This is a genomic window from Gordonia sp. HS-NH1, assembly GCF_001418765.1.
Lineage (GTDB): Bacteria > Actinomycetota > Actinomycetes > Mycobacteriales > Mycobacteriaceae > Gordonia.
Genome location: NZ_LIYC01000051.1, coordinates 1 through 19,405 on the forward strand (window position 1 = coordinate 1; position 19,405 = coordinate 19,405).

Sequence of the window (19,405 nt, forward strand, 5' to 3'; positions counted from 1 at the left end):
CCCGTCACCGCGAACGCGTGCTTGAGCTGCTACCGAAGCTGCCACCCAACGCGCAGAACGCAATTCGCCTCAGCATGGACCAGGCAGATCGGCTTCGTTCACACCGGGACGCGGCTGGCGTTGTTTTGACGTGACGCTATGAAACCGTCGGGCGGGATCACCGGGGCCGGCCGGGGTCTCGGTGGCAACCGAAAGGACTCACACACCAACCTGGCGCGATGCCGCTGAACCGTCCGGCGGGTCGCGATCCCCCGCGTGTCCCTGGCAGTCAACGACTCTCGATCCGCTCGACGATTCCGCGATCGCCGTCGACCCGCACCCGGTCGCCGGTCCGCAGCACCTGGGTGGCCACCAGGGTGTTGACGACGCACGGCAGCCCGTACTCGCGGGCAACCACAGCACCGTGCGACACCGAACTACCGATGTCGGTGACGAGCGCGCCGATGACGGTGAAATACGGTGTCCAACCGACATCGGTGACGGGCGCGACGAGGATCTCGCCACGCTGGACCTCGCGCGCCTCCACGATCGACTTCGCCACGCGCACCAAACCTTCGACGCTGCCCCGCCCAGCGGGTCGGCCGACGATCCGGTCGCCGGAGCCACCGCGCGGCGGAGCGGCCACGCGCGGGGACGGTCGTCCCACGGACACGTCGTCGAACTCGAGGGAGTCCTGGAACGACAACGCTTCTCGACGACCTCGGGCCCGCTGCACGAGGTCGGCGATGTCGCCGGTCCCGACGACAAGCTTCAGCTCGGCGCGGTCGAAGAAGAAGACGAGGTCGGCGTCGGGCAACCGGCCGGTCTCGGTCAGGACGCGGCCGAGATGACGGTAGCCCCGCTTGAGCGCATGGGCCATCAGCGCCATCCGCGACTTCGTCTCCTCGCGCCCGCGTGCACCGCCCTGTGCCAGGCGGGCGAGAAGCCTGATCGCGGCGGGCGGCGTTTCGTCGACGGCGGTCGGGGCCGACTTCCGAGTGACGGGGTCGAGCGCAGACCGCACCATCACCTGCATCATCGCGCCCAGGCCGCCGGGGTCGTCGGCCCAGGACGGGTCGCGCATGCACAGTTCGCGGTATCCGCGGTGACCGTGCCGTTCGAGAAAACGCCGCAGCGCGTGACCGGCGTCACCGGAGGCGGACCGCAGGGCGATCACCGCGTCATCCGGTACTGCAGCGAGGAATTCCCCGGCAACCGCGGGGTCGGCCGCGATGGCGTGGACGACCGCGTCGAGTTCCGCGAGCATCATGGCGCTCTCGACCTCCGACGCACCGGCCATGAGTCGCGCGGCCTGCGCCTTGCCGTCATCCTCGGTGCGCCCGTCCTTCACCGCCTGTCGGACCAGGGCACTCTCGAGGACGTTGGCCGCCACCGCGGCGCGCGACGACGAGCGCACATGGGTCAACGTCGCATCGCAGTACTGCTCGACACCGGCCTCCAGCTGCTGGAACACAACCCGCGGATCGCGGCTCGTCGGCACCGGAAACGCCGCGATCTCAGCGGGCAGCCGCCGGATCGCCGGGCCCACCGACAGGGCATGTGACGTGAGCCGGATCGTGTTCCCGAGCTTCCGCCGAAACGGCTGCGGCGGTTTGGGTGTCAGCTCGTCGATCACACGGCCGCAGATCGACATGGAGAACTGTTCGAGCGAGTTGCCGATGATGCCGGAGCTCAGTGCCGTGCCCTCGGTCAGGTTCAGGAACATGTGCCCGTAGAAGTAGCCGACCTGGAGCCAGGGCTTCTCGTAGCTCTCCTGTGCCCTCGCGACCACCTGCACCATCTGCATCGCATAGTCGATCGCGAAGCCGGAGACCGACGCGGTCAGGGGACAGAAGGCGCCCGGCATCATCTCGCCGATGTTGCATCGTGTGTAGACGTGGTCGGCACCGGCCACCGGCGAGTCCATCTCGTCGAGGTCCCCGGGCAGCGTCGTGATCGGCCGTGCCTGCAGCCACCAGAGTTCCCCGGATTCGTCGATGGCCCACTCGAGGTCCATCGGCCGGCCCCACTCCTGCTCCGCCCGGCGGGCACCGGCACGGATGTCGCCGATCTCCGCGGCCGACAAGACCGGCGCCGCAACAGTTTCCTGCACCATGACGGCACCGCCGACATCGAGCACGAAGTGATCGGGAGCCGCTGTCCCGTCGACGAGCGACTCGCCGAGTCCGGCGACGGCGTCGATGACCATCAGATCCCGGCGCCCGGACGTCGGGTCCGCGGTGAACACCACCCCGGCGGCGCGGGCATCGACCATCTGCTGGACCACCACGTTCATGGTGGCCGCGGAATTCCCGCTGTACGACGATGCGCGTCGTGAGTGCACCGAGTCGGCGCAGGCGCGGACCGCGGCGACGAGCGCGTCGACGGAGTCGACTCCCAGTACGGTGTCGTACTGACCGGCGAAGGACTGGTCCGCCCCGTCCTCCCCGACCGCCGAGGACCGAACCGCGACCGGTGTCGATCCGGCGGCGACCATCTCGTCGAATCGTGTTGTGTCGACGTCGCGCGTCCCGGAGGACACACAGGTGATGACATAGCCTGCGGGCACCGGCAGTCCCAGTCGTCGCAAGCGCGCGAGACCGGCCGCCTTGCCGCCGTACCGGTCGTCGGTGATGTCCTCGAACTCGACCGTCGCCGAACTCATCTCGCGCCACCGGTCAGGGAGTCGACGATCTCGGCGAGCGGTTCGACGCCGATGGGGCCCGGCTGGTAGAGGCAGATCCGGTCCGACACACCGTCGACCCGGTCGCGGATGTGTGCGGCGATCTCGGCCGGCGTGCCACAGGCCGCGATGGTGTGGAGCATCTCGTCGTCGATGAGTCCGGCCATCTCCTGCCAGCGCCCCTGCTTGGACATCGCGTTGAGTTCGGGCTGCAGGTCTCCCCATCCGTGCGCATCGAGCACCGGACGGTACGCCGGGGTGGAACCGTAGAACGCCAACAGCATCCGTGTCGACGCGTGGTCGTCGCTCCCGGCGCCCGACACATTGGGCCCGCTCGCTGCGCTCCCGGCGCCCGGCACATTGGGCCCGCTCGCTGCGCTCCCGGCGCCCGACACATTGGGCCCGCTCGCTGCGCTCCCGGCGCCCGGCGCCACGGACACGATGATCTCGGGCACCACCTCGAAGTCGTCCTCGCTGCGACCGGCCGCCGCGAGACCGTCGCGTACGGCGGGCAGCGTCGTGCCGTGCAGGAACCGCTTCGACCCGAACGGCATCACCAGCAGGCCGTCGGCGACCTCGGCGGTGGCCCGGGTGAGCCGAGGACCCAACGCGCCCAGATAGATCGGCGGGGGTCCGTACGGATTCGGCCCCGGGACGAACGTGGGGGTCATCAGGGTGTGCCGGTGGTACTCACCCCGGAAGTCCAGGCGCTCGCCGTCATTCCAGGTCGCGAAGATGGCCCGCAGGGCGCCGACCATCTCCTTCATCCGCTCGACCGGACGGTCGAACTCGGCGCCGTAGCGCTTCTCGATCTGGGCGCGCACCTGCGTGCCGAGCCCCAGGATGAAGCGTCCCTCGCTGAGCAGCTGCAGGTCGTTCGCCTGGTGCGCGAGCTGGATCGGGTTGCGCGGGAACGCGATCGCGACGTTGGACATGATGTCCAGGCCCTCCACCGCCGACGCCAGCACGAGCGGGGTGAACACGTCGTGCGGACCTTCGAAGGTGAACACACCGGACGCGCCGGCCTCCTGCAGCGCCCTCGCGCGATCGACCGCACCGGTCGGGTTGAACAACGCCGTCATGACCTTCATCGGGCGCCCTATCCGACCACGTCGGTCCAGTCGGAGAATCCCGACGGGTGGTGCGGGCCGATGACGCCGTGCTCGAACAATCCGGCCCCCTGTCGGACGGTGCCGTCGGGCTCGGTGCACACAGCCGATCCGACGTGATCGATGAGGCTGAAGGGTGCACGGGCCATGACCTCGTCGTCGGTGAGGTCGAAGGTGACGCGTTCGGCGAACGCGCCCTCCTTCCATGTGCCGTGCGCCCACGACGAGTCACCACCGTAACCGGACCCGAAGGCGATGGGAGCGAACAACTTCGACTCGACGTCGAGTTCTGTCCGGTCCCCGGCGCGGTTGAGGAAGTCGATGTGTGCACCGTGCGGAATCCTGGTCCCGGGCGTGTAATGGATGGTCACGCGCACACCGTCGAGATGTTCGACGCGACCGTCCCGCCAGCGCCGCGTGCAGTCGTACAGGCTGCGATGCCCGTCCGGATCCTCCTGCAGGATCAGGAACAACTGGAAGTCGTCGAAGGCCAGCGGCAGGTACAGCCACCACATTCCGCGGAATGCGGCGTCCGGCCTCCCGGCCGGTTCGGGCTCACCGACGGGACGGATGCCCCAGGACCGGTCCCGGCTCGCCACACTGCTGTCGTGATCGACGCTCAGGCGCTCGCCGTCGATGTCGATCCACCCCTGCCACGATCCGACCTGCGCGAACCGGCACGCCTCCAAGGTGACCCGGCGTTCGGTCAGCATCTCGTGCGGTTTCTCCAGCGCCGCGGGGAAGAGTCCGCGCCAGGTCAGGTCGGCGGAGATGCCCTCGGTCTCCGACAGCGTGAGGTGGACTTCCTGCAGTGGCTCGACCACGTCGAGGCGATAGCCGTTGACGTGCTGGTGGAGCCGGTCGTCGTCGATGGCGTCGCTCAGGTGCACCGCTGTCTGAGTGTCGCCGCGGCGGACGACGAAGTAGGCGTCCTTGACCCCTAGCCGGGGGTAATACCCGATGCCGGTCAGCACCATGAAGCGGCCCTCGCGGTCCAGCACGTTGAAGTACGAACGGTCGTAGACATTGCGGTCGGAGCTCGCCGGCCAGGTGATCGGGGCCGGTGTCTGATGGATCGGGTACTCGTCGAGCGGACTCAGCTTCACGAACTCTCCCTCAAATACGATGCACACTGTATTGAAATTAGGATGTATCTCATGACAGCAGATGGGCACAGGGAAGACAAGAGGCGCAAACCCTCGACGCCCGGGCGGCCCCGCGACGGGAGGATCGACGCCGCGATCATCGCGACCACCCGCGAGCTGATCCTCGAGACCGGTTATCCGGCGCTGTCCCTGTCGGCCATCGCCGCACGCGCGGGTACGACGACGGCCGCCATCTACCGGCGATGGTCGGGCAAGGCCGAGCTCGTGCACGAGGCGGTGCTGTCGGCCGAGACACTCGATCCGCCAACAGGTTCGGGAGATGTCCGCCAAGACATCCGGGCACTCGTCGAGATCGTGCGCGCGATGTTCAACCGGCCCGAGGTGCGCGTGGCACTCCCCGGCCTGATCGCCGACACCGTCGCCTCACCCGAGGTGCACAGTCAGATGATCGCCCGGCTCGCCGGCGACCTCACCGCCTTCGAGTCCCGCTTCGGCCAGGAACGCCGGGACGATGACCGGTTGCCGATGCTCGCAGAGGTTGTTGCTGGCACCGCGATCTTCCGCATCCTCATCCGTAGCGACGCCGCACTCGACGACGCCTGGGTCGACCAGATGGTCGAGCTCATCACCGAGCGCTGGCCGGCGGGCTGATCGGCCCGCGTCCGAGGTCGACGAGAGCCTGAAAGACCCGCGTCGGGTCTTCGGCGATGCGGTTCAGCACGTACAACCACCATTCCGAGCCGAAGATGCAGTATTCGCGCGTAGCGATCCCGTCCGTCGCCAACCGGTCCAGCAGGTCGGTCCCCAGACCCATCAGCATCTCGACCTCGACGGACTCGGCGGCGTCCACAGACCCCAGGACATGAGTCAACAGCGCGTCGTCGTGCGTCGCGAGGGTGAGCGAGCCACCGCCGTCGACGATGCGGCGCGCCAGTCGTTCGAAACGCTTGGGCAACTCCGGGTCCTCCCGGGGCAGGGCCTCCGATTCGGCCTCCAGGTACGCACCCTTGACGAGCCTGACCCGGCCGCCGGCGGCGAGTAGTCGATCCACGTCCTCGTCCGAACGATGGAGCCTGGCCTGCAGGGTGATGCCCACGTTGTCGTACCGATGCGACAGCCAGTCGTAGACCTCGAGAACCCGATCGGTCCGGTCCGATCCCTCGGCGGAGATCATGAAGACGGAATCGACCGCGGCGCACGCCTCTGCCAAACGGGCAGCGTTGTCCCGCACCAGATCTCCGGAGACGAGAAGTCCGATGTGCGACAGGTCGCCGGAGACCGTCGACGGCAGACCGGTCCGACCGATGCGTTCGGCGACGGAGACGAAGACCTCCGTGGCCGCGGTCGCTTCGGCGGCGTCGCGCACGCTCTCACCCGTGTACTCGATGCTCACCAGGTGTCCGCGTTCCACCGCGCGCTCCCCGGCGCGGATCGCCGAGTCGACATCTTCTCCCGCGGTGTACCGTTCGGCGATCCGCCGCGCACCTTCGGCGAGCGCGGGATCGGCCATGACTCGGGACTTCAGCTCTTCGTCGAGCGCCCACCGACGGAGTGTGTCTGCCGCACTTGTTGTTTCCATGTCATCCCGCCTCTGCTCACGCGCCTGCCGACCAGCACACATTACGCGGAGCACGTCGAAAGTCGATGTACTGTACCGCCATGGAACGACACGCCTGACGCGATCGAGTGCGTGGCGGCCGTCGGAGTCGACGATGCGCGTCTCGAGCCTGCAGACCGGACACCACGCCGGTGAGGTCGGCAGCACGGTCGGTCAGCACGCGCACCGAGACGGGCTCACCGTGGTGACCCACCGCCCGTCGGAGATCCTCTTCGCACAGCGGCACGGCCGCTTCGCGGTGACGATGAGAGCCATTCGCGACCCGGCGTCGAGTCGTACGTGCAGGTCAGCACACTCGACGGCGGCTGAGGCCATCCCCGCCGCCGCGGCCGCCAGCAGGTAAACCCTTGCCTGGACCCAGGTCGACACTTTATTGTTTGTCATACAAACACTGCCAGACGACGAGGATGCGAATGCCCACCACCGGACGCGCCACGCGAGAAGCCGGCAAGGCCACGCGCAAGTCGTTGCTCCGTGCTGCCGCCGAGGTGTTCGCCGAGCACGGCGAGTCGGCATCCGTGGCGCAGATCTGTCAACGCGCCGACGCCTACCCGAATCAGGTCACGTACTACTTCGGTTCCAAAGAGCAGCTGTTCGTCGAAGTCGCGAGCGCAGGCGTACTCCGGGCCGGCCGACGCGCAGAGGAAGCGGCAGCCGGCGCCGCCACGGTCCGCGACTACACCAACACGCTCGTGGGAACGTTGCTCGGTCCGTGCGCACGGGACGTGGAACTCTTCGCCACCGCGATGCTCCTCGTCGCACGGCGCACCGACCTGCGTCCGCTCATCACCGACACCCTCACCCTGCTCCATGAGCGCGGTGAAGAGGCCCTGCTGTCCACGCTCGTCCGCACCGGCTGGCAACTGCGCGCCGGGATCGACGTCGAGGCCCGGGCCTTCTGGTCGGCGATCTTCGGCCTTGCGGTCCAGAAGTCCGCCACCGGTGTCGATTTCGGCTATCGCCTCACCGACGCCGTCGCCGTCGTCTTCACCAATCTGCAGATCCCCGACGAGGTCCTGGACAGTCCGCTCCGCCCGGTCGGCACAGACACGACATCACACGCAGCACAGGAGGCATGATGACCCGGTCCGCGAGTTCCGTTCGGCCGCAACCGCATCTCACCCACGAGGTGTTCAACCAGTCGGCCCCGCGGGTCGACGTCAACGAGTACGAACTCGATACCGTGCTCCGCGAAGCGGTCACGCGCCACGACGCGGCGTGGGGCGACGCCGAGCTCCGCGAGATCGGAGCGCTGGTCGGAAGCGAATCCTTCAAGCACGACGCCCATCTCGCGAACACCGTCACCCCGGTGCTGCGGACCTTCGACCGATGGGGCAACCGCATCGACGAGGTCGAGTACCACCCGGCCTACCACCGCATCATCTCCGCATCGATCGCCCATGGTTCCCACACCCGGTGCTGGGCGGACCCGCAACCGGGTTCGCACGTCGTACGCGCCGCGGCGTTCATGCTCTTCGGCCAGATCGAACCGGGTCACGCCTGCCCGGTGTCGATGACCCACGCGGTGATCCCGTCGCTGGAGCTGCAGCCCGACGTCGCCGCCCAGTGGGTGCCGAAAGCGCTGTCGCGCACCTACTCCCCCGACCTGTCCGCCGACAAGAGCTCGGCGATCTTCGGCATGTCGATGACCGAGAAGCAGGGCGGCTCCGACGTGCGCGCCAACACGACGGTCGCGATTCCGGCGGGCCCCGGCGGCCCGGGCGCGGAATACCTGCTGACCGGGCACAAGTGGTTCTGCTCGGCCCCGATGTCGGACGCCTTCCTCGTCCTCGCACAGGCGCAGGGCGCGGGTGGCGAGGGGCTCTCGTGCTTCCTGCTCCCGCGCATCCTGCCCGACGGCACCCGCAACGTCTTCCGCATCCAGCGCCTGAAGGACAAACTGGGCAACAAATCCAACGCGTCGAGCGAGATCGAACTGGACGGGACAGTCGCGATCATGATCGGCGAGCCCGGCCGCGGCGTGCGCACCATCATCGAGATGGTCGCGCAGACCCGACTCGACTGCGTCCTCGGTTCGGCTGCGGGCATGCGCCAGGCCGTGGCCGAGGCGGTCTGGCACGCGCGGCACCGCAGCGCATTCGGCGCGACACTGGCCGATCAGCCCGCGATGACCGCCGTATTGGCCGATCTCGCACTGGAATCGGAGGCCGCGACCACCACCGCGATCCGACTCGCTCGCGCGCACGACGAGGACGCCGACCCGCAGGAGCGGGCCTTCCGCCGACTCGCCACCGCCGTAGCGAAGTACTGGATCTGCAAACGCGGCCCCCATCATGCCTACGAGTCCCTGGAATGCCTGGGTGGCAATGGCTACACCGAGGACTTCCCGCTCGCCATGCGCTACCGCGAGCAGCCGGTGATGGCGGTGTGGGAGGGTTCTGGCAACGTCATCGCCCTCGATGTCCTGCGGGCCATGACTCGCGAACCCGAGTCCATCGCCGCCTTCGATGCCGAGATCTCGCTCGCGCGCGGCGCGGATCGCACCCTCGACGCCCATCTCGACCACCTGCGCGACCAGCTCCGCGAACTCTCCCGTATGGAACCCGCCGACGCCCAGCGGCGGGCACGGTCCACCGTCGAGGCCATGGCCCTGGCCCTGCAGGCGTCACTTCTCGTCCGGCACAGCCCCGCCGCGGTCGCCGGTGCGTTCATCGCCGCGCGCCTGGGGCCCGACCGCAGCCTCGAATACGGCGCCCTTCCTGCCGGCGCCGACCTGGGTGCGATCCTCAGGCGGCACTGAGTTGCCGCCGACGGCTGAGGCGGCCCCCACAGGCGCGCTACTCACTCACAGCGAGTTCTCGGCCGCCGCGAGGATCTGGCGCCGCAGCGTCGACGAGGTGTTCGGCAACCACATCGCGCGAACCGGCGCGAAGGGCGGGTCGTTGAATTCGACGATCCGGATGCGGTTGACGTAGATCCATCCCGGTTCGTTGGTCACGAAGGCGCATGCCTTGGGATGGGCGATCACCGCGGTGTGCGGTGGGGTTCCCAGCAGGGTCGACAGGATGATGCGCGGCTCGAATCCCGCGCGCCGGCACATGCCGACGAGCATGTCGGTGTACTCGTACTCGTGCTCCGGACCCCACACCACGATGTCGTAGTCGGCGAGGTCCGCCATGTCGACCCGGTCGTGCTCGGCGAGCGGATGGTCGGCCCGCACCGCGAGGCGCAGTTCGTGCTGCGTGGCGATGGTCGTCGCCATGTCCGGCGGCGCGGCCACTCCTCGGCCGAGGGCCATGTCGATCGCCCCCGACAGCAGCTCGTCGCGGATCAGCTCGGCGAAGACCGGCCGGACGGTGATCGGCACCGTCGAGTCGGCCAGGACCACCGGCTCGATGATCCGGAACACCTCTGAGGGCGCAAGGTCGGGCGCATGTCCGATGACGAACGGGGCGGGTGCACCGGCGTCCACCCGCCTGACCTGGGTCGCGAGTTGCTCGCCGCCGGCCAGCAACGGAACCGCCCCGCGGTAGAGCGCCTCCCCGGCGGGGGTCGGCGTCAGGCTCCGACGTGACCGTGAGAAGAGCTCGACACCGAGGTGGCGCTCGAGTTCGCGGATGGCCGACGAGAGCGCTTGTTGACTGATGAACAGGTCATCCGCGGCGACACGAAGACTCGGTGCCTCCATCACCACGACGAACATTCGCAGTCGTCGGAGGTCGATATCGCGTAGTCCGGGCTCCCCGGGACCATTCATCAACCATCTCCTGTCAGTTATCCCGATTGATGTGATTGTAGGTTGACCATCGAGCCCATATGCTGATTCCTGCGAGGCCGCGAGTGCGCCGGCCACATCGCACATGGACTACCTGCTGGGGTCCCTCCCGCGGAGGGGACGGGAGGACCCCAGCAGGAAGCGGCCGATCGGGCCCGATTGGCATGGCCTTCTCAGCGCACATCAGATCGACGGCGATTCTGCCGATTCTTACATCTTTCACTCCGTCGGGTCATATCGCGGAATTCGGGAGATGAAACGATCTTTAATCGTCCTCTAAACTCCGTAACGTGTGTCCGGTGATTTCTGCCTCGCACACAGGCGCGCACACGCGCGTCGTGAGTGAGAAAGAGGACGCGGCCATCGACCACCCGGAACACGAGGGGCCCGACGCGCGCCGAACAGTGCGGTTCCGGGCACTTCGGCACGGGCCGATGACCGGCGAGATCACCGGACACCGCCACCTCTACGACGACGCCGACCACGTCTTCAAACAGGTGCGAATGCGCGAACGGCACGTCCGGATCACCATCTCCGTGCTGGTCGCCGTCTGCGGGATTCTCGGGACCATCGCGCTCTTCACACCGAGCGGCACGCAGGGTTCCGCCCCGCGCTCGATCGCGCTCGGCATCGCCGTGGCCACGACGATCCCGATGGCCTTCGCCGTCAGCCGGGTCCACCTCGGGGTGATCTGGTGGACCAAGCAGTCCTCGCTCAGAGGATTCAACACCGCATTCGTCCTGTGGGCCGACGCCGTGCTGACCGTGGCCCTCCTCGCCATCACCGACATCACCCTCGCCCAGTTCTGCGCGGCGATCTTCGCGGTCGTCGGTTCATATGTGGCTCATTTCGTACGGAGCCCGGTCGCGTACGCGCACATGATCTACTCGAGCATTGCCGTCGGCGCCCTGGGAATCCTCTCGTGGTCGAATGGCACCCCCATTCTCAGTGTGGTGTTCACGACGCTTGCGCTATTGGTCGTCACCAATGGCACGACGGCTCTTCATCGCAGTTACACCTCCGACTTCCAGCGCTCGCTGAAACATCAGCTGATCATGGCGAACACCGATTCGCTGACCGGTTTGTTGAATCGCCGCGGATTCCTCTACGCGACGGCGACGATGCTCCGACGCAGCCCCGCCCGCCCGTTCGCCCTCCTCACCGCCGATGTCGACCGATTCAAGGGCATCAACGACGAGCACGGCCACGCGACCGGCGACGACGTCCTCGAGCGCGTCGCGGCGATCCTGCAGGGGGCGACGGACGGACAGGCCATCGTCGCGCGGTTGGGCGGCGACGAGTTCGCGATCGCGGCGCTCGCGGACGAGACCTCGGTGCGGGCTCTCGCCGAACGCATCCGCACGCAGCTCATCACCACCCGGAAAGGCGCGACGGCCTCCGTCAGCCTGGGCATCGCCGTCGGTGTCACCCCGGCGGGCCACATGTCCTCTGCCGACGCCAACGCGTTCATCCGGCACGAGTTCGAGGTCGCCGACGACGCGCTGTTCGACGCCAAGGCCGCTGGGCGCGGCACCTACGTGGTGGCGGGCCGCCCCACCTTCGGGCCGGCTACAGGAGCACCCCCGGATTCAGCAGACCGTCGGGGTCGAGAGCCTGCTTGATCCGCGCCGTCAGTTCCATGACGTCGGATCCCACCTGGTCGGGCAGCCAGCCCTTCTTCAGGCGTCCCACACCGTGCTCGCCGGTGATGGTGCCGCCCAACCGGATCGCGAGGTCCATGATCTGGCCGAACGCGACCTGCGCGCGTTGCGCCTCGGCCGGGTCGGCGGGGTCGAACACGATCAGCGGATGCGTGTTGCCGTCGCCCGCGTGGGCGATCACCGAGATCATCACCCGATTGTCGGCGGCGATCTCCGCCACGCCGTCGATGAGATCGGGCAGGGACGGCAACGGCACGCCGACGTCCTCGAGCAACAACGATCCCAGCTTCTCCACGGCCGGGATCGCCGCACGTCGGGCGGCGGTGAATGCCTCGCCCTCGATGGGATCGTCGGTCGCGAAGACCTCCCCCGCACCGTTGCTCTCGAAAGCCTTCTGGATGAACTCGACCTCGGCCGCGCCGGCGGCACCCGGGGCGTCGGACTGGGCGACGAGAAGGGCGCCGGCCTCTCGGTCGAGGCCCATCCGCATCAGGTCCTCGACGGCGTTGATGGCGACCGAATCCATGAACTCGAGCATCGCCGGACGGATCTCGGCGGTCACTGCCAAGACGGCCCGGCTGGCCTCGTGCACCGAACCGAACACTCCGACAACGGTGCTCGCCGGACCCTGCGGCGGCAGGAGCCGCAGGGTGACCTCGGTGATGATCCCGAGGAGCCCTTCGCTCCCGACGAACAGTTTGGTCAGCGGCAGGCCTGCGGAGTCCTTGAGCTGCTTGCCCCCGACCCGGACCGCGCGTCCATCGGCCAGCACCACCTGCAGACCCAGGACGTAATCGGTGGTGACGCCGTACTTCACGCAGCACAGCCCGCCGGCGTTGGTGGCGACGTTCCCGCCGATCGAGCAGATCTCGAACGACGAGGGGTCCGGCGGGTACCAGAGCCCATGAGCCGAGGCCGCCGCCTTCACCTCCGAGTTGAACAGGCCGGGTTGGACGACCGCGGTCCGTGTCGCCGGGTCGACCTCGATGTCGCGCATCTTCTCGGTCGAGAGCATGATCGCGCCGTCCACCGCCGTCGATCCTCCGGACAGGCTGGTGCCGGCACCCCGCGTGATGATCGGGACACCATTGGCCGCGCACCAGCGGACGGTGATCTGTACGTGTTCGGTGGTCGTTGGCCGCACCAGTGCGAGCGGAGTGCCCGCCGTCGGGTCGGCGGCGCGGTCCTGCCGGTAGCCGGCCAGGATGTCGGCGTCGGTGACCACCATGCCGTCGGGGAGGGAATCGGCGAGCGAACTCGGGTCGGCACTCATCTGTTCAGAGTATTCGCCGGGCCGACGACCACGGTTTGCACTGGGAAACATGGCCGGACTCACCCCGTACCGGAACAATGGACGTCGTGAACGATTTCAATGCGACCGTCATCAACGAGTTCCGATCCAACAACGGCCATGTCGAGACCGCCGGCTTCGGCAAGAATCTCGTGCTCCTGCACACGCTGGGCGCCAAATCCGCCGAGCCGCGGATCAGTCCTCTGTTCGCGCTTCCCGACGGCGACAGCTGGCTGATCATCGGGTCGTTCGCCGGCTCGCCGAAGACCCCGGACTGGGTGCACAATCTCCGTGCCCACCCCGAGTCGGTCGCCGTGGAGGCACCGTCGGAGAACGGCATCGAGCGTCTGGACACCGCGGTGAGCGAAGTCGAAGGCGACGACTGGGAACCGGCGTGGCAGAAGTTCATCGAGGCCTCCGAGCAGTTCCTGAAGTACACCGAGACCGCTCAGGGCCGCCGATTCCCGATCTTCCGCCTGACACCGGCTCGCTGACCCCGCCGGTTCCCGCCGCGGGTCCGTCGACGCATCTACTGTGAGAAGCGTGTTCGAGGTTGGCGAGAGCGTGGCCGGCTTCACCATCGACGAATTCCTCGGTGGCGGGGCGAGCGCGGATGTGTTCCGGGTCCATCGCACCGGCAGCGACGGGGACCCGTCGGACCTTCGGCACGACCGACGCGACGGGTCCGTCGCGCTGAAGGTCCTGCACCCGAACGCTTCCGACCACGCGCGGGTCCGCGAGCGCTTCGAGCGAGAATTCGGCATCGCGTCGCTGCTGGACCATCCCCACATCGTGCGCATGCTCTCGCACGGTGAGATCGAGCCACCGCGCGGATCGCTCGGCCCGCGGCACCTGCCGTCGATGTGGCTGACCATGCAGTACATCGGCGGACCGGCCGCGACCGCACTCATCCCGGAACGTGGCGACGAGCCGGACATGGACACCGTCCTGCGTGTGGCGGCGCAGATCGCCGATGCACTCGACCATGCGCACGCCCAGGACATCCTGCACCGCGACGTCAAACCCGCGAACATCCTCCTGTCCCGCACCCCCGGCCCACGATCGGACGGCGCCGGTCCGGTCGACGCCTACCTGTCGGACTTCGGGATCGCCCAATTCCTCGACGACACGCGGCCACTCGCGCGCAACGGCCGCGTACAGGGTTCCATCGGCTACGCCTCGCCCGAACTCCTGCAGGCGCAGAAACTCACGCCGGCAACCGATTTCTACGCGTTTGCCTGCACGCTCGTCGAACTCATCACCGGTACACCGCCGTATCCACGCAACACCGCCTTCGCGATCACCTATGCGCACCTCAACGACGACCCGCCGAAACTCACCCGACGCCGGCCATGGCTGCCGTCGGCGATGAACTCGATCTTCGCCAAGGCCCTGGCGAAGTCTCCCGAGGACCGGTACTCCTCGTGCACGGAACTCGTGGAGATCCTGAACCGGCTCATGCGCGACGTGCCCGTGCCGGAACCGGAGAAGCGCTCGGCGTGGTGGCCACGGACCCGATGAGCGGTCAGCTCCTCGGACCGTCGATCGCGTACACGCGAACCGCTGTGTCGCGGAACACCTTTCGCAACGCCTCGGACCCCCACTGGGACACGCAGTCGAGGAGTGCGCCCACGAGGACGTCGATCGCGGCGTTGGGCCGGTCGATCGGGTAGTTGGTCCCGAACATGATGCGATCGGACCCGAAATGGGTGATGACGTGCTCGACGAACGGACCGATCATCTCGGCGAGAGTGGCCTGACCACCGATGTTGCCCCACCGCTCGTGGCCATAGCCGAGGATGGGCATCGCCAGACCGGACAGCTTGACCACCACGTTGCGGTAGTTCGCGAGGGTCGTCATCCGTTCGCGCCACAGCCGCCAGATGTCCGCGCGCGCAGCGGCTGTCGCGCCGGTCCGCATACCCACCGGGCCGAAGACCCCGGCCGGTATGCCGAAGTGGTCCAGGATGATCGTCGTCTCCGGATACTCCCGCGCCAGCAGGATGACGTCGTAGAGCTGGTGTGAGTACACCGAGGCCTCGAAGACGAGACCGCGGCTCGCGAGCTCGGCGAATCCCTCCAGGAACGACGTCGAGGACAGCAGGTTGTCGGTGTCCCCGCCGTCGCGGACACGTGGATCGGGATGCCGAGACGCGACGATGCGGATGCCGCGGAATCGCGACGACGCCGCGAACTGCTCGTCGAGCATGTCCGCGAAAGTCCGGGTCCGCGGGTCGCCGTGCGAGATGATCGCGCCGAGACGCGGGGTGCCGGCCTGGCCGAAAGGCAGGCTCTCCAGGTACCGCGTCTCCTCCACCGCGGTGCTGTCCACCGGGGGCCCCGTGGCGTCGGGGATCTCGCGACGCCAATGCGACTCGACGTGGACGACCGTGTCGATGGGCACTCCCACCACGGTCGGGACCAGCGCCGCGTCGGTGGCGTACTGTCGCGGCTCGTAGGCCCGGGCGACGGTGCGCGGGGTCAGGATGTACTCGCGGTCGGCGCGGGAGACGATGAGGGGGAAAACCCGGTCGCCCAATGTGGGGACGAACCCGTACAGCCTCGACGCGCGCGTGGCCGCCCATGGGGTGCGCCGCGGGTTCCAGTGCTGCACATGGGCATCAACGATGCCCGTGAGGACCCCTTCGAGGGACGTCATACCGGTACCTTGCCACACCTCACAACCGCTCGACATACGATGCCGGATCCTGAATTCGGACGCACCGAAGGACTAGTGTGGGTCTCTTGAACCGGGTGGGGAAACGAGCCGCGACGGAGGTGTGATCTTTTCGATATGGCGACACATTCGCGCCATGCGCTGCATCAGCTGCGGACGGCAGTCAATCGGCAGCCCGACCGGTTCGTCACCAACGTCTACACCCGGATGTTCGCGATCGACCCCGACCTGCGGGAGCTGTTCGGTGTGTCGATGGCCGCCCAGCGGATAGCCTTCCATCGCGTCATCGACCATGTCCTCGAAGCGATCCCGGCCGAGTCCGGTCATGCCGAACTCGTGGAGTTCCTCGCGCAGCTCGGACGCGACCATCGCAAATTCGGGGTCGAGCCCGAGCACTACCACGTGATGTACGCGGCCCTGATGGGCGAGTTCGGCAGCCTCATGGCCGGTTACTGGGACGCCGAGACCGAACAGACCATCTCGCAGGCCATGATGCTGGTGACCGGGGTGATGCGGGGCGCCGCCGAGAGCGCGACCCATCCCGCGCGCTGGACCGCCGAAGTCGTCGAGAAGTACCGGATCACCCGCGACCTGGCGGTCGTCCGGCTCCTCGCCCATTCGCCGCTGACGTTCAACACGGGCCAGTACCTCGAGGTGCACACCCCGCAGTGGCCGAAGCAGTGGCGCAACTTCTCCCCCGCCATCCCGCCCAACCCTGCGGGCGAACTGGAGTTCCACGTCCGCGCGGTCCCCCGGGGAACGGTGAGCACCGCGATCGTGAGCGAGACCAGCGTCGGCGACGTGTGGACCCTCGCCCAAGGGCACGGCACGCTGCACGTCGACCGCGACAGCAAGGTCCTGATGGTCGCGGGCGGCACCGGACTCGCTCCCCTGCGCGCACTGCTGATCGAGATGTCCGCACGCGCCGACTCGCCGGAGACGCACATCTTCTACGGGATGCGCTACCCGGGCGAGCTGTACGACCTGACGGTGCTGCGCCGCATCGCGTCGACCAATCCGTGGCTGCGCGTCACCGCCGTGTCCGAAGAGCAGACCGATCCGTGGTGGATCAACGCGGTGGCGACGCCCGCCGAACTCGGTGTCGACCACGAGATCGGCACACTCGCCGACGCGGTGGCCCGGTCCGGCAACTGGGAGGACCGCCAGGTCCTGATCGCGGGGTCACCCCAGATGATCGAGAACACCCGACGCACCCTCATCATCGCCGGTGTGCGGGCCAGCCGCATCCAGCACGACCCCGTGTTCTAGGGCCGCTCAGGGGACTTCGAGACTCGGTTCGCCACCGGCCGGAGCCGAGTAGACGGTCTCGGTCTCGGTCACGGTCTCCGTCTCGGCAGCCGACTCGGTCACCGTCTCCGTCCGCGTGACCGGGCGGGGAGTGCTCGTCACGGTCGTCGTGCGGACGTCGGTCGCCGTCTCGGTCTCGGTGACCGTCGCCTGTTCGGTCGAGGTGACCGCCGCCGGCGTCTCGGTCACCGTGACGGGGGCGGCGGGTTCGGCGATGCTCGACTCGGCGGTCAGGAGCAGGGTGATCCCGACGGCACCCAGGAACACGGCGGCACCGATCGCGGCGCCGACGAACCACCAGCGGCGACCGGTCGACGTCCGGGTGGCGACGGCCGTGGCCGGCGCGACCACCGCGGCGTCGGCCGCGCCGAGGGCAGAGGCGAGAGACGGGTTGTCCGCGACCGTGACCGGGCGCTGCGCCGCGTACTCGAACGCCGGCGCGATCCCGGGGAGCTGCGCACCCGGGCCGACCACGATCACCGAGGTGACGTCTCGACCACGCGGCAGCCCGCTGACCGTCGTCGCGAGCCGCGACGCGGCGTCGGGGTCGGTGACCGAGGCGATCTCACCCGGCGCGAAGTCGGCGGTGCCGAGGACCGCGCCCGACGCGGTGTCGACGGTCGCCAGCGTCGTGCCGGCCGCGGGTGCCGCGTTGCGATCGAGGTCGACGACGGCGACCACACCGCCGCGGGTCGAGTAGGTGCAGGCGATCTCGGCCAGTGCCGCGGCGTATCCGGTGACGACGACCTTGTCGCTCCAGGACGGCCCCGTGGCCGCGCCCGGCGCGAAGACCCGGGCCAGATGATCGCGGACGTCCGCACGCGACGCCGAGATGCCGATCCGATCGACCTCCACCGGGACGGAGTCGACGAGTTCGACGATGGCGGCCTCGGCACCGGCGGCCGACGCGTCGGGGAGGTCCACGAGGTTGCTCGCCAGGATGTGTCCGTCGGCGTCACGAACCACCGAGCTGATCTGGTCGTCGACGACGGAGATGCCCAGAACCACGAACCCTGGCAACGGACCGGTTCCCGGTACCTCGGACATGGTTCACCTCCCGTCGCCGGCCTGCTGCGGCGTCCTGACCCGCTAGCCTAGCGGCTGGCGTGTAGAGGGGGGCACCCGACCGTGTCCGGTGTACTGCTCAGATCGGCTCGGCGGCATGCTGGGTGTAGGCGGCGACGCGGACCGCCTCGTCGGTTTCCAGGCCCGCCCCCAGGGCTCCTCCGACGGTCGCGAGTGAGCAGGTCAGCCAGGCGACCTCCAGATAGTCGGTGAAGCCGGCCGGGTGTCCGAGGGTCGAACTGAACACCTCCGGCACCACGAGGCACATCGCGCCGAGCGCGGACAGCACGAACAGTGCCGCGTAGAGGGCTGCGACACCGAGGGCCACCGTGATCACGGTGACGATGTTGAACAGCGCCACCTGTTCTCGCGTCTGTCGAGAGCAGCCGCGTTCCCAGAGGTCGGCACCGATGATCAGCGTCGCGGTGATGGCGATGATGGATCCGAGCGCGACACCGGTGAGTCGAATCCCGCCGAAAGTGTCTGCGAGCAGCCAGATGTCGGCGGTCACCAACGCGAAGACCCCGGCCGCGATCGCTCCGGTGAGCGCGCGGGTGAGGCCGAGTGCGAGACGCCACGGGCGGTTGGCCCGCACCATGCCGGTGAGCAGGCGCAGGTTGCCCGTCAGGACGCGCGCGGTGAAGGCGGTGCCCTCGTCGTCGACGTCGGTCCCGAGCTGACGGACACGGTGGCGCAACGCCGATCGCGCCGGCGACTTCTGGTGTTCGCGAAGGTCGTCGGCGTCGGCGCCGAGGAGTTGCCCGACGAGTCCGGTGATGATCGCGCGGGTCCGCTGTCGCACGCCGGTCGCGCCGAGCGCGGGCACCGAGAGGACCGCGACGCCGTGCACGGCGTTGGCATGCGCCACGACCGGGCGCTTGCCGACGTGCAGCGGAAGGTCGGTCAGGTGGACCACCAGGTCCCATTCACGTTCGAGCAGAAGGTCTCTCGTGGCATCGACGATCTCGGCGTCGCCGGCCGGCGGCTGCACGAGTCCGGCCTCGACGAGTTCGATCTGCCATCGGGCGCCCGGGAACGTCGTCTGGACGTGTTCGGTCAGACCGTCATCGACGAGTTTGCGCGCGAGACCGATGGCCTGGCCGGGCGCTCCGACGATGCCGAGGACGACGACGGGCTGAGCCGGCGAGTCGGCGGAGGAGTCCATCTGCGGC

The 19,405-nt window shown here is 68.4% G+C and carries 16 protein-coding genes and 1 pseudogene; 8 read left to right on the forward strand and 9 right to left on the reverse strand.

Going from position 1 to position 19,405, the window contains the following annotated elements; all coding sequences use genetic code 11:
* Window positions 1-268: 268 nt before the first annotated feature.
* Genes AMD30_RS21960 through AMD30_RS21970 form a run of 3 tightly spaced genes read right to left on the reverse strand, consistent with a single transcriptional unit; the run spans window position 269 to window position 4,877 of the window.
* Window positions 269-2,644 carry a PEP/pyruvate-binding domain-containing protein gene (locus tag AMD30_RS21960; protein WP_055477101.1) on the reverse strand — a complete coding sequence of 792 codons (2,376 nt, stop codon included), beginning with the start codon at window positions 2,642-2,644 and terminating at the stop codon, window positions 269-271.
* Window positions 2,641-3,753, reverse strand: a complete 1,113-nt coding sequence (locus AMD30_RS21965) for a TIGR03617 family F420-dependent LLM class oxidoreductase (protein ID WP_055477102.1) — start codon at window positions 3,751-3,753, stop codon at window positions 2,641-2,643. Before AMD30_RS21965 ends, AMD30_RS21960 begins: the two co-directional genes overlap by 4 nt.
* An 8-nt stretch (window positions 3,754-3,761) precedes the next feature.
* Window positions 3,762-4,877 (reverse strand): hypothetical protein, encoded by a 1,116-nt coding sequence (locus AMD30_RS21970; RefSeq protein WP_055477103.1) that lies wholly within the window; start codon window positions 4,875-4,877, stop codon window positions 3,762-3,764.
* 51 nt (window positions 4,878-4,928) lie between these two features.
* Here AMD30_RS21970 and AMD30_RS21975 point away from each other — a divergent pair, with 51 nt between their 5' ends.
* Entirely contained in the window at window positions 4,929-5,528 is a 600-nt protein-coding gene (locus AMD30_RS21975; protein ID WP_055477122.1) for a TetR-like C-terminal domain-containing protein, read from the forward strand.
* On the opposite strand, the gene AMD30_RS21980 is transcribed toward AMD30_RS21975, so the two are convergent.
* A complete protein-coding gene (locus tag AMD30_RS21980) occupies window positions 5,503-6,456 on the reverse strand; it encodes a proline dehydrogenase family protein (RefSeq protein ID WP_055477104.1) in 954 nt (317 codons plus the stop codon). The two genes, AMD30_RS21975 and AMD30_RS21980, sit on opposite strands and share 26 nt — an antisense overlap.
* A 133-nt stretch (window positions 6,457-6,589) precedes the next feature.
* On the opposite strand from AMD30_RS21980, the gene AMD30_RS21985 reads away from it, so the two are divergent.
* From AMD30_RS21985 to AMD30_RS21995, 3 genes are all read left to right on the forward strand, one after another.
* Window positions 6,590-6,838 (forward strand): hypothetical protein, encoded by a 249-nt coding sequence (locus AMD30_RS21985; protein ID WP_055477105.1) that lies wholly within the window; start codon window positions 6,590-6,592, stop codon window positions 6,836-6,838.
* Between the two features lie 70 nt (window positions 6,839-6,908).
* On the forward strand, window positions 6,909-7,574 hold the full coding sequence (locus AMD30_RS21990; protein WP_055477106.1) for a TetR/AcrR family transcriptional regulator C-terminal domain-containing protein: 666 nt from the start codon (window positions 6,909-6,911) through the stop codon (window positions 7,572-7,574).
* Window positions 7,574-9,256 (forward strand): acyl-CoA dehydrogenase family protein, encoded by a 1,683-nt coding sequence (locus tag AMD30_RS21995; protein WP_055477107.1) that lies wholly within the window; start codon window positions 7,574-7,576, stop codon window positions 9,254-9,256. The genes AMD30_RS21990 and AMD30_RS21995 overlap by 1 nt, the downstream gene beginning before the upstream one ends.
* A 45-nt stretch (window positions 9,257-9,301) precedes the next feature.
* Here the strand turns inward: AMD30_RS21995 and AMD30_RS22000 are convergent, their stop codons facing one another.
* Window positions 9,302-10,213, reverse strand: a complete 912-nt coding sequence (locus AMD30_RS22000) for a LysR family transcriptional regulator (protein ID WP_035717363.1) — start codon at window positions 10,211-10,213, stop codon at window positions 9,302-9,304.
* A gap of 452 nt (window positions 10,214-10,665) precedes the next feature.
* On the opposite strand from AMD30_RS22000, the gene AMD30_RS22005 reads away from it, so the two are divergent.
* Window positions 10,666-11,853, forward strand: coding sequence for a GGDEF domain-containing protein (locus AMD30_RS22005; protein ID WP_035717362.1), 1,188 nt, complete (start codon window positions 10,666-10,668; stop codon window positions 11,851-11,853).
* Here the strand turns inward: AMD30_RS22005 and AMD30_RS22010 are convergent.
* Complete coding sequence (locus AMD30_RS22010) at window positions 11,801-13,165, reverse strand: FAD-binding oxidoreductase (RefSeq protein WP_055477108.1); 1,365 nt, start codon at window positions 13,163-13,165, stop codon at window positions 11,801-11,803. The two genes, AMD30_RS22005 and AMD30_RS22010, sit on opposite strands and share 53 nt — an antisense overlap.
* An 86-nt stretch (window positions 13,166-13,251) precedes the next feature.
* Here AMD30_RS22010 and AMD30_RS22015 point away from each other — a divergent pair, with 86 nt between their 5' ends.
* Both AMD30_RS22015 and AMD30_RS22020 read left to right on the forward strand, forming a co-directional pair.
* Window positions 13,252-13,677 carry a nitroreductase/quinone reductase family protein gene (locus AMD30_RS22015; RefSeq protein ID WP_014928212.1) on the forward strand — a complete coding sequence of 142 codons (426 nt, stop codon included), beginning with the start codon at window positions 13,252-13,254 and terminating at the stop codon, window positions 13,675-13,677.
* Window positions 13,678-13,726: 49 nt separating this feature from the next.
* On the forward strand, window positions 13,727-14,704 hold the full coding sequence (locus AMD30_RS22020) for a serine/threonine-protein kinase (RefSeq protein ID WP_055477109.1): 978 nt from the start codon (window positions 13,727-13,729) through the stop codon (window positions 14,702-14,704).
* A 4-nt stretch (window positions 14,705-14,708) separates the two neighbouring features.
* Here AMD30_RS22020 and AMD30_RS22025 read toward each other — a convergent pair whose 3' ends face one another.
* Window positions 14,709-15,842: an amidohydrolase family protein gene (locus tag AMD30_RS22025; RefSeq protein WP_055477110.1), complete on the reverse strand. Its 1,134-nt coding sequence runs from the start codon at window positions 15,840-15,842 to the stop codon at window positions 14,709-14,711.
* Window positions 15,843-15,968: 126 nt separating this feature from the next.
* On the opposite strand from AMD30_RS22025, the pseudogene AMD30_RS22030 reads away from it, so the two are divergent.
* Window positions 15,969-17,129, forward strand: a pseudogene (locus AMD30_RS22030) (FAD-binding oxidoreductase); the annotation flags it as partial.
* 6 nt (window positions 17,130-17,135) lie between these two features.
* Here AMD30_RS22030 and AMD30_RS22035 read toward each other — a convergent pair.
* Together AMD30_RS22035 and AMD30_RS22040 are read right to left on the reverse strand one after the other, a co-directional pair.
* Entirely contained in the window at window positions 17,136-18,215 is a 1,080-nt protein-coding gene (locus AMD30_RS22035) for a hypothetical protein (protein WP_010842659.1), read from the reverse strand.
* Window positions 18,216-18,312: 97 nt separating this feature from the next.
* Window positions 18,313-19,398 (reverse strand): hypothetical protein, encoded by a 1,086-nt coding sequence (locus AMD30_RS22040; RefSeq protein WP_055477112.1) that lies wholly within the window; start codon window positions 19,396-19,398, stop codon window positions 18,313-18,315.
* Window positions 19,399-19,405 lie beyond the last annotated feature (7 nt).

What these genes read in the sequence shown, in the direction of transcription:
- AMD30_RS21960 (WP_055477101.1), bottom strand. Translation starts at nt 2,644, where the DNA reads ATGAGTTCGGCGACGGTCGAGTTCGAGGACATCACCGACGACCGGTAC.
- AMD30_RS21965 (WP_055477102.1), bottom strand. Translation starts at nt 3,753, where the DNA reads ATGAAGGTCATGACGGCGTTGTTCAACCCGACCGGTGCGGTCGATCGC.
- AMD30_RS21975 (WP_055477122.1), top strand. Translation starts at nt 4,929, where the DNA reads ATGACAGCAGATGGGCACAGGGAAGACAAGAGGCGCAAACCCTCGACG.
- AMD30_RS21980 (WP_055477104.1), bottom strand. Translation starts at nt 6,456, where the DNA reads ATGGAAACAACAAGTGCGGCAGACACACTCCGTCGGTGGGCGCTCGAC.
- AMD30_RS21985 (WP_055477105.1), top strand. Translation starts at nt 6,590, where the DNA reads ATGCGCGTCTCGAGCCTGCAGACCGGACACCACGCCGGTGAGGTCGGC.
- AMD30_RS21990 (WP_055477106.1), top strand. Translation starts at nt 6,909, where the DNA reads ATGCCCACCACCGGACGCGCCACGCGAGAAGCCGGCAAGGCCACGCGC.
- AMD30_RS21995 (WP_055477107.1), top strand. Translation starts at nt 7,574, where the DNA reads ATGACCCGGTCCGCGAGTTCCGTTCGGCCGCAACCGCATCTCACCCAC.
- AMD30_RS22000 (WP_035717363.1), bottom strand. Translation starts at nt 10,213, where the DNA reads ATGAATGGTCCCGGGGAGCCCGGACTACGCGATATCGACCTCCGACGA.
- AMD30_RS22005 (WP_035717362.1), top strand. Translation starts at nt 10,666, where the DNA reads ATGACCGGCGAGATCACCGGACACCGCCACCTCTACGACGACGCCGAC.
- AMD30_RS22010 (WP_055477108.1), bottom strand. Translation starts at nt 13,165, where the DNA reads ATGAGTGCCGACCCGAGTTCGCTCGCCGATTCCCTCCCCGACGGCATG.
- AMD30_RS22025 (WP_055477110.1), bottom strand. Translation starts at nt 15,842, where the DNA reads ATGACGTCCCTCGAAGGGGTCCTCACGGGCATCGTTGATGCCCATGTG.
- AMD30_RS22035 (WP_010842659.1), bottom strand. Translation starts at nt 18,215, where the DNA reads ATGTCCGAGGTACCGGGAACCGGTCCGTTGCCAGGGTTCGTGGTTCTG.
- AMD30_RS22040 (WP_055477112.1), bottom strand. Translation starts at nt 19,398, where the DNA reads ATGGACTCCTCCGCCGACTCGCCGGCTCAGCCCGTCGTCGTCCTCGGC.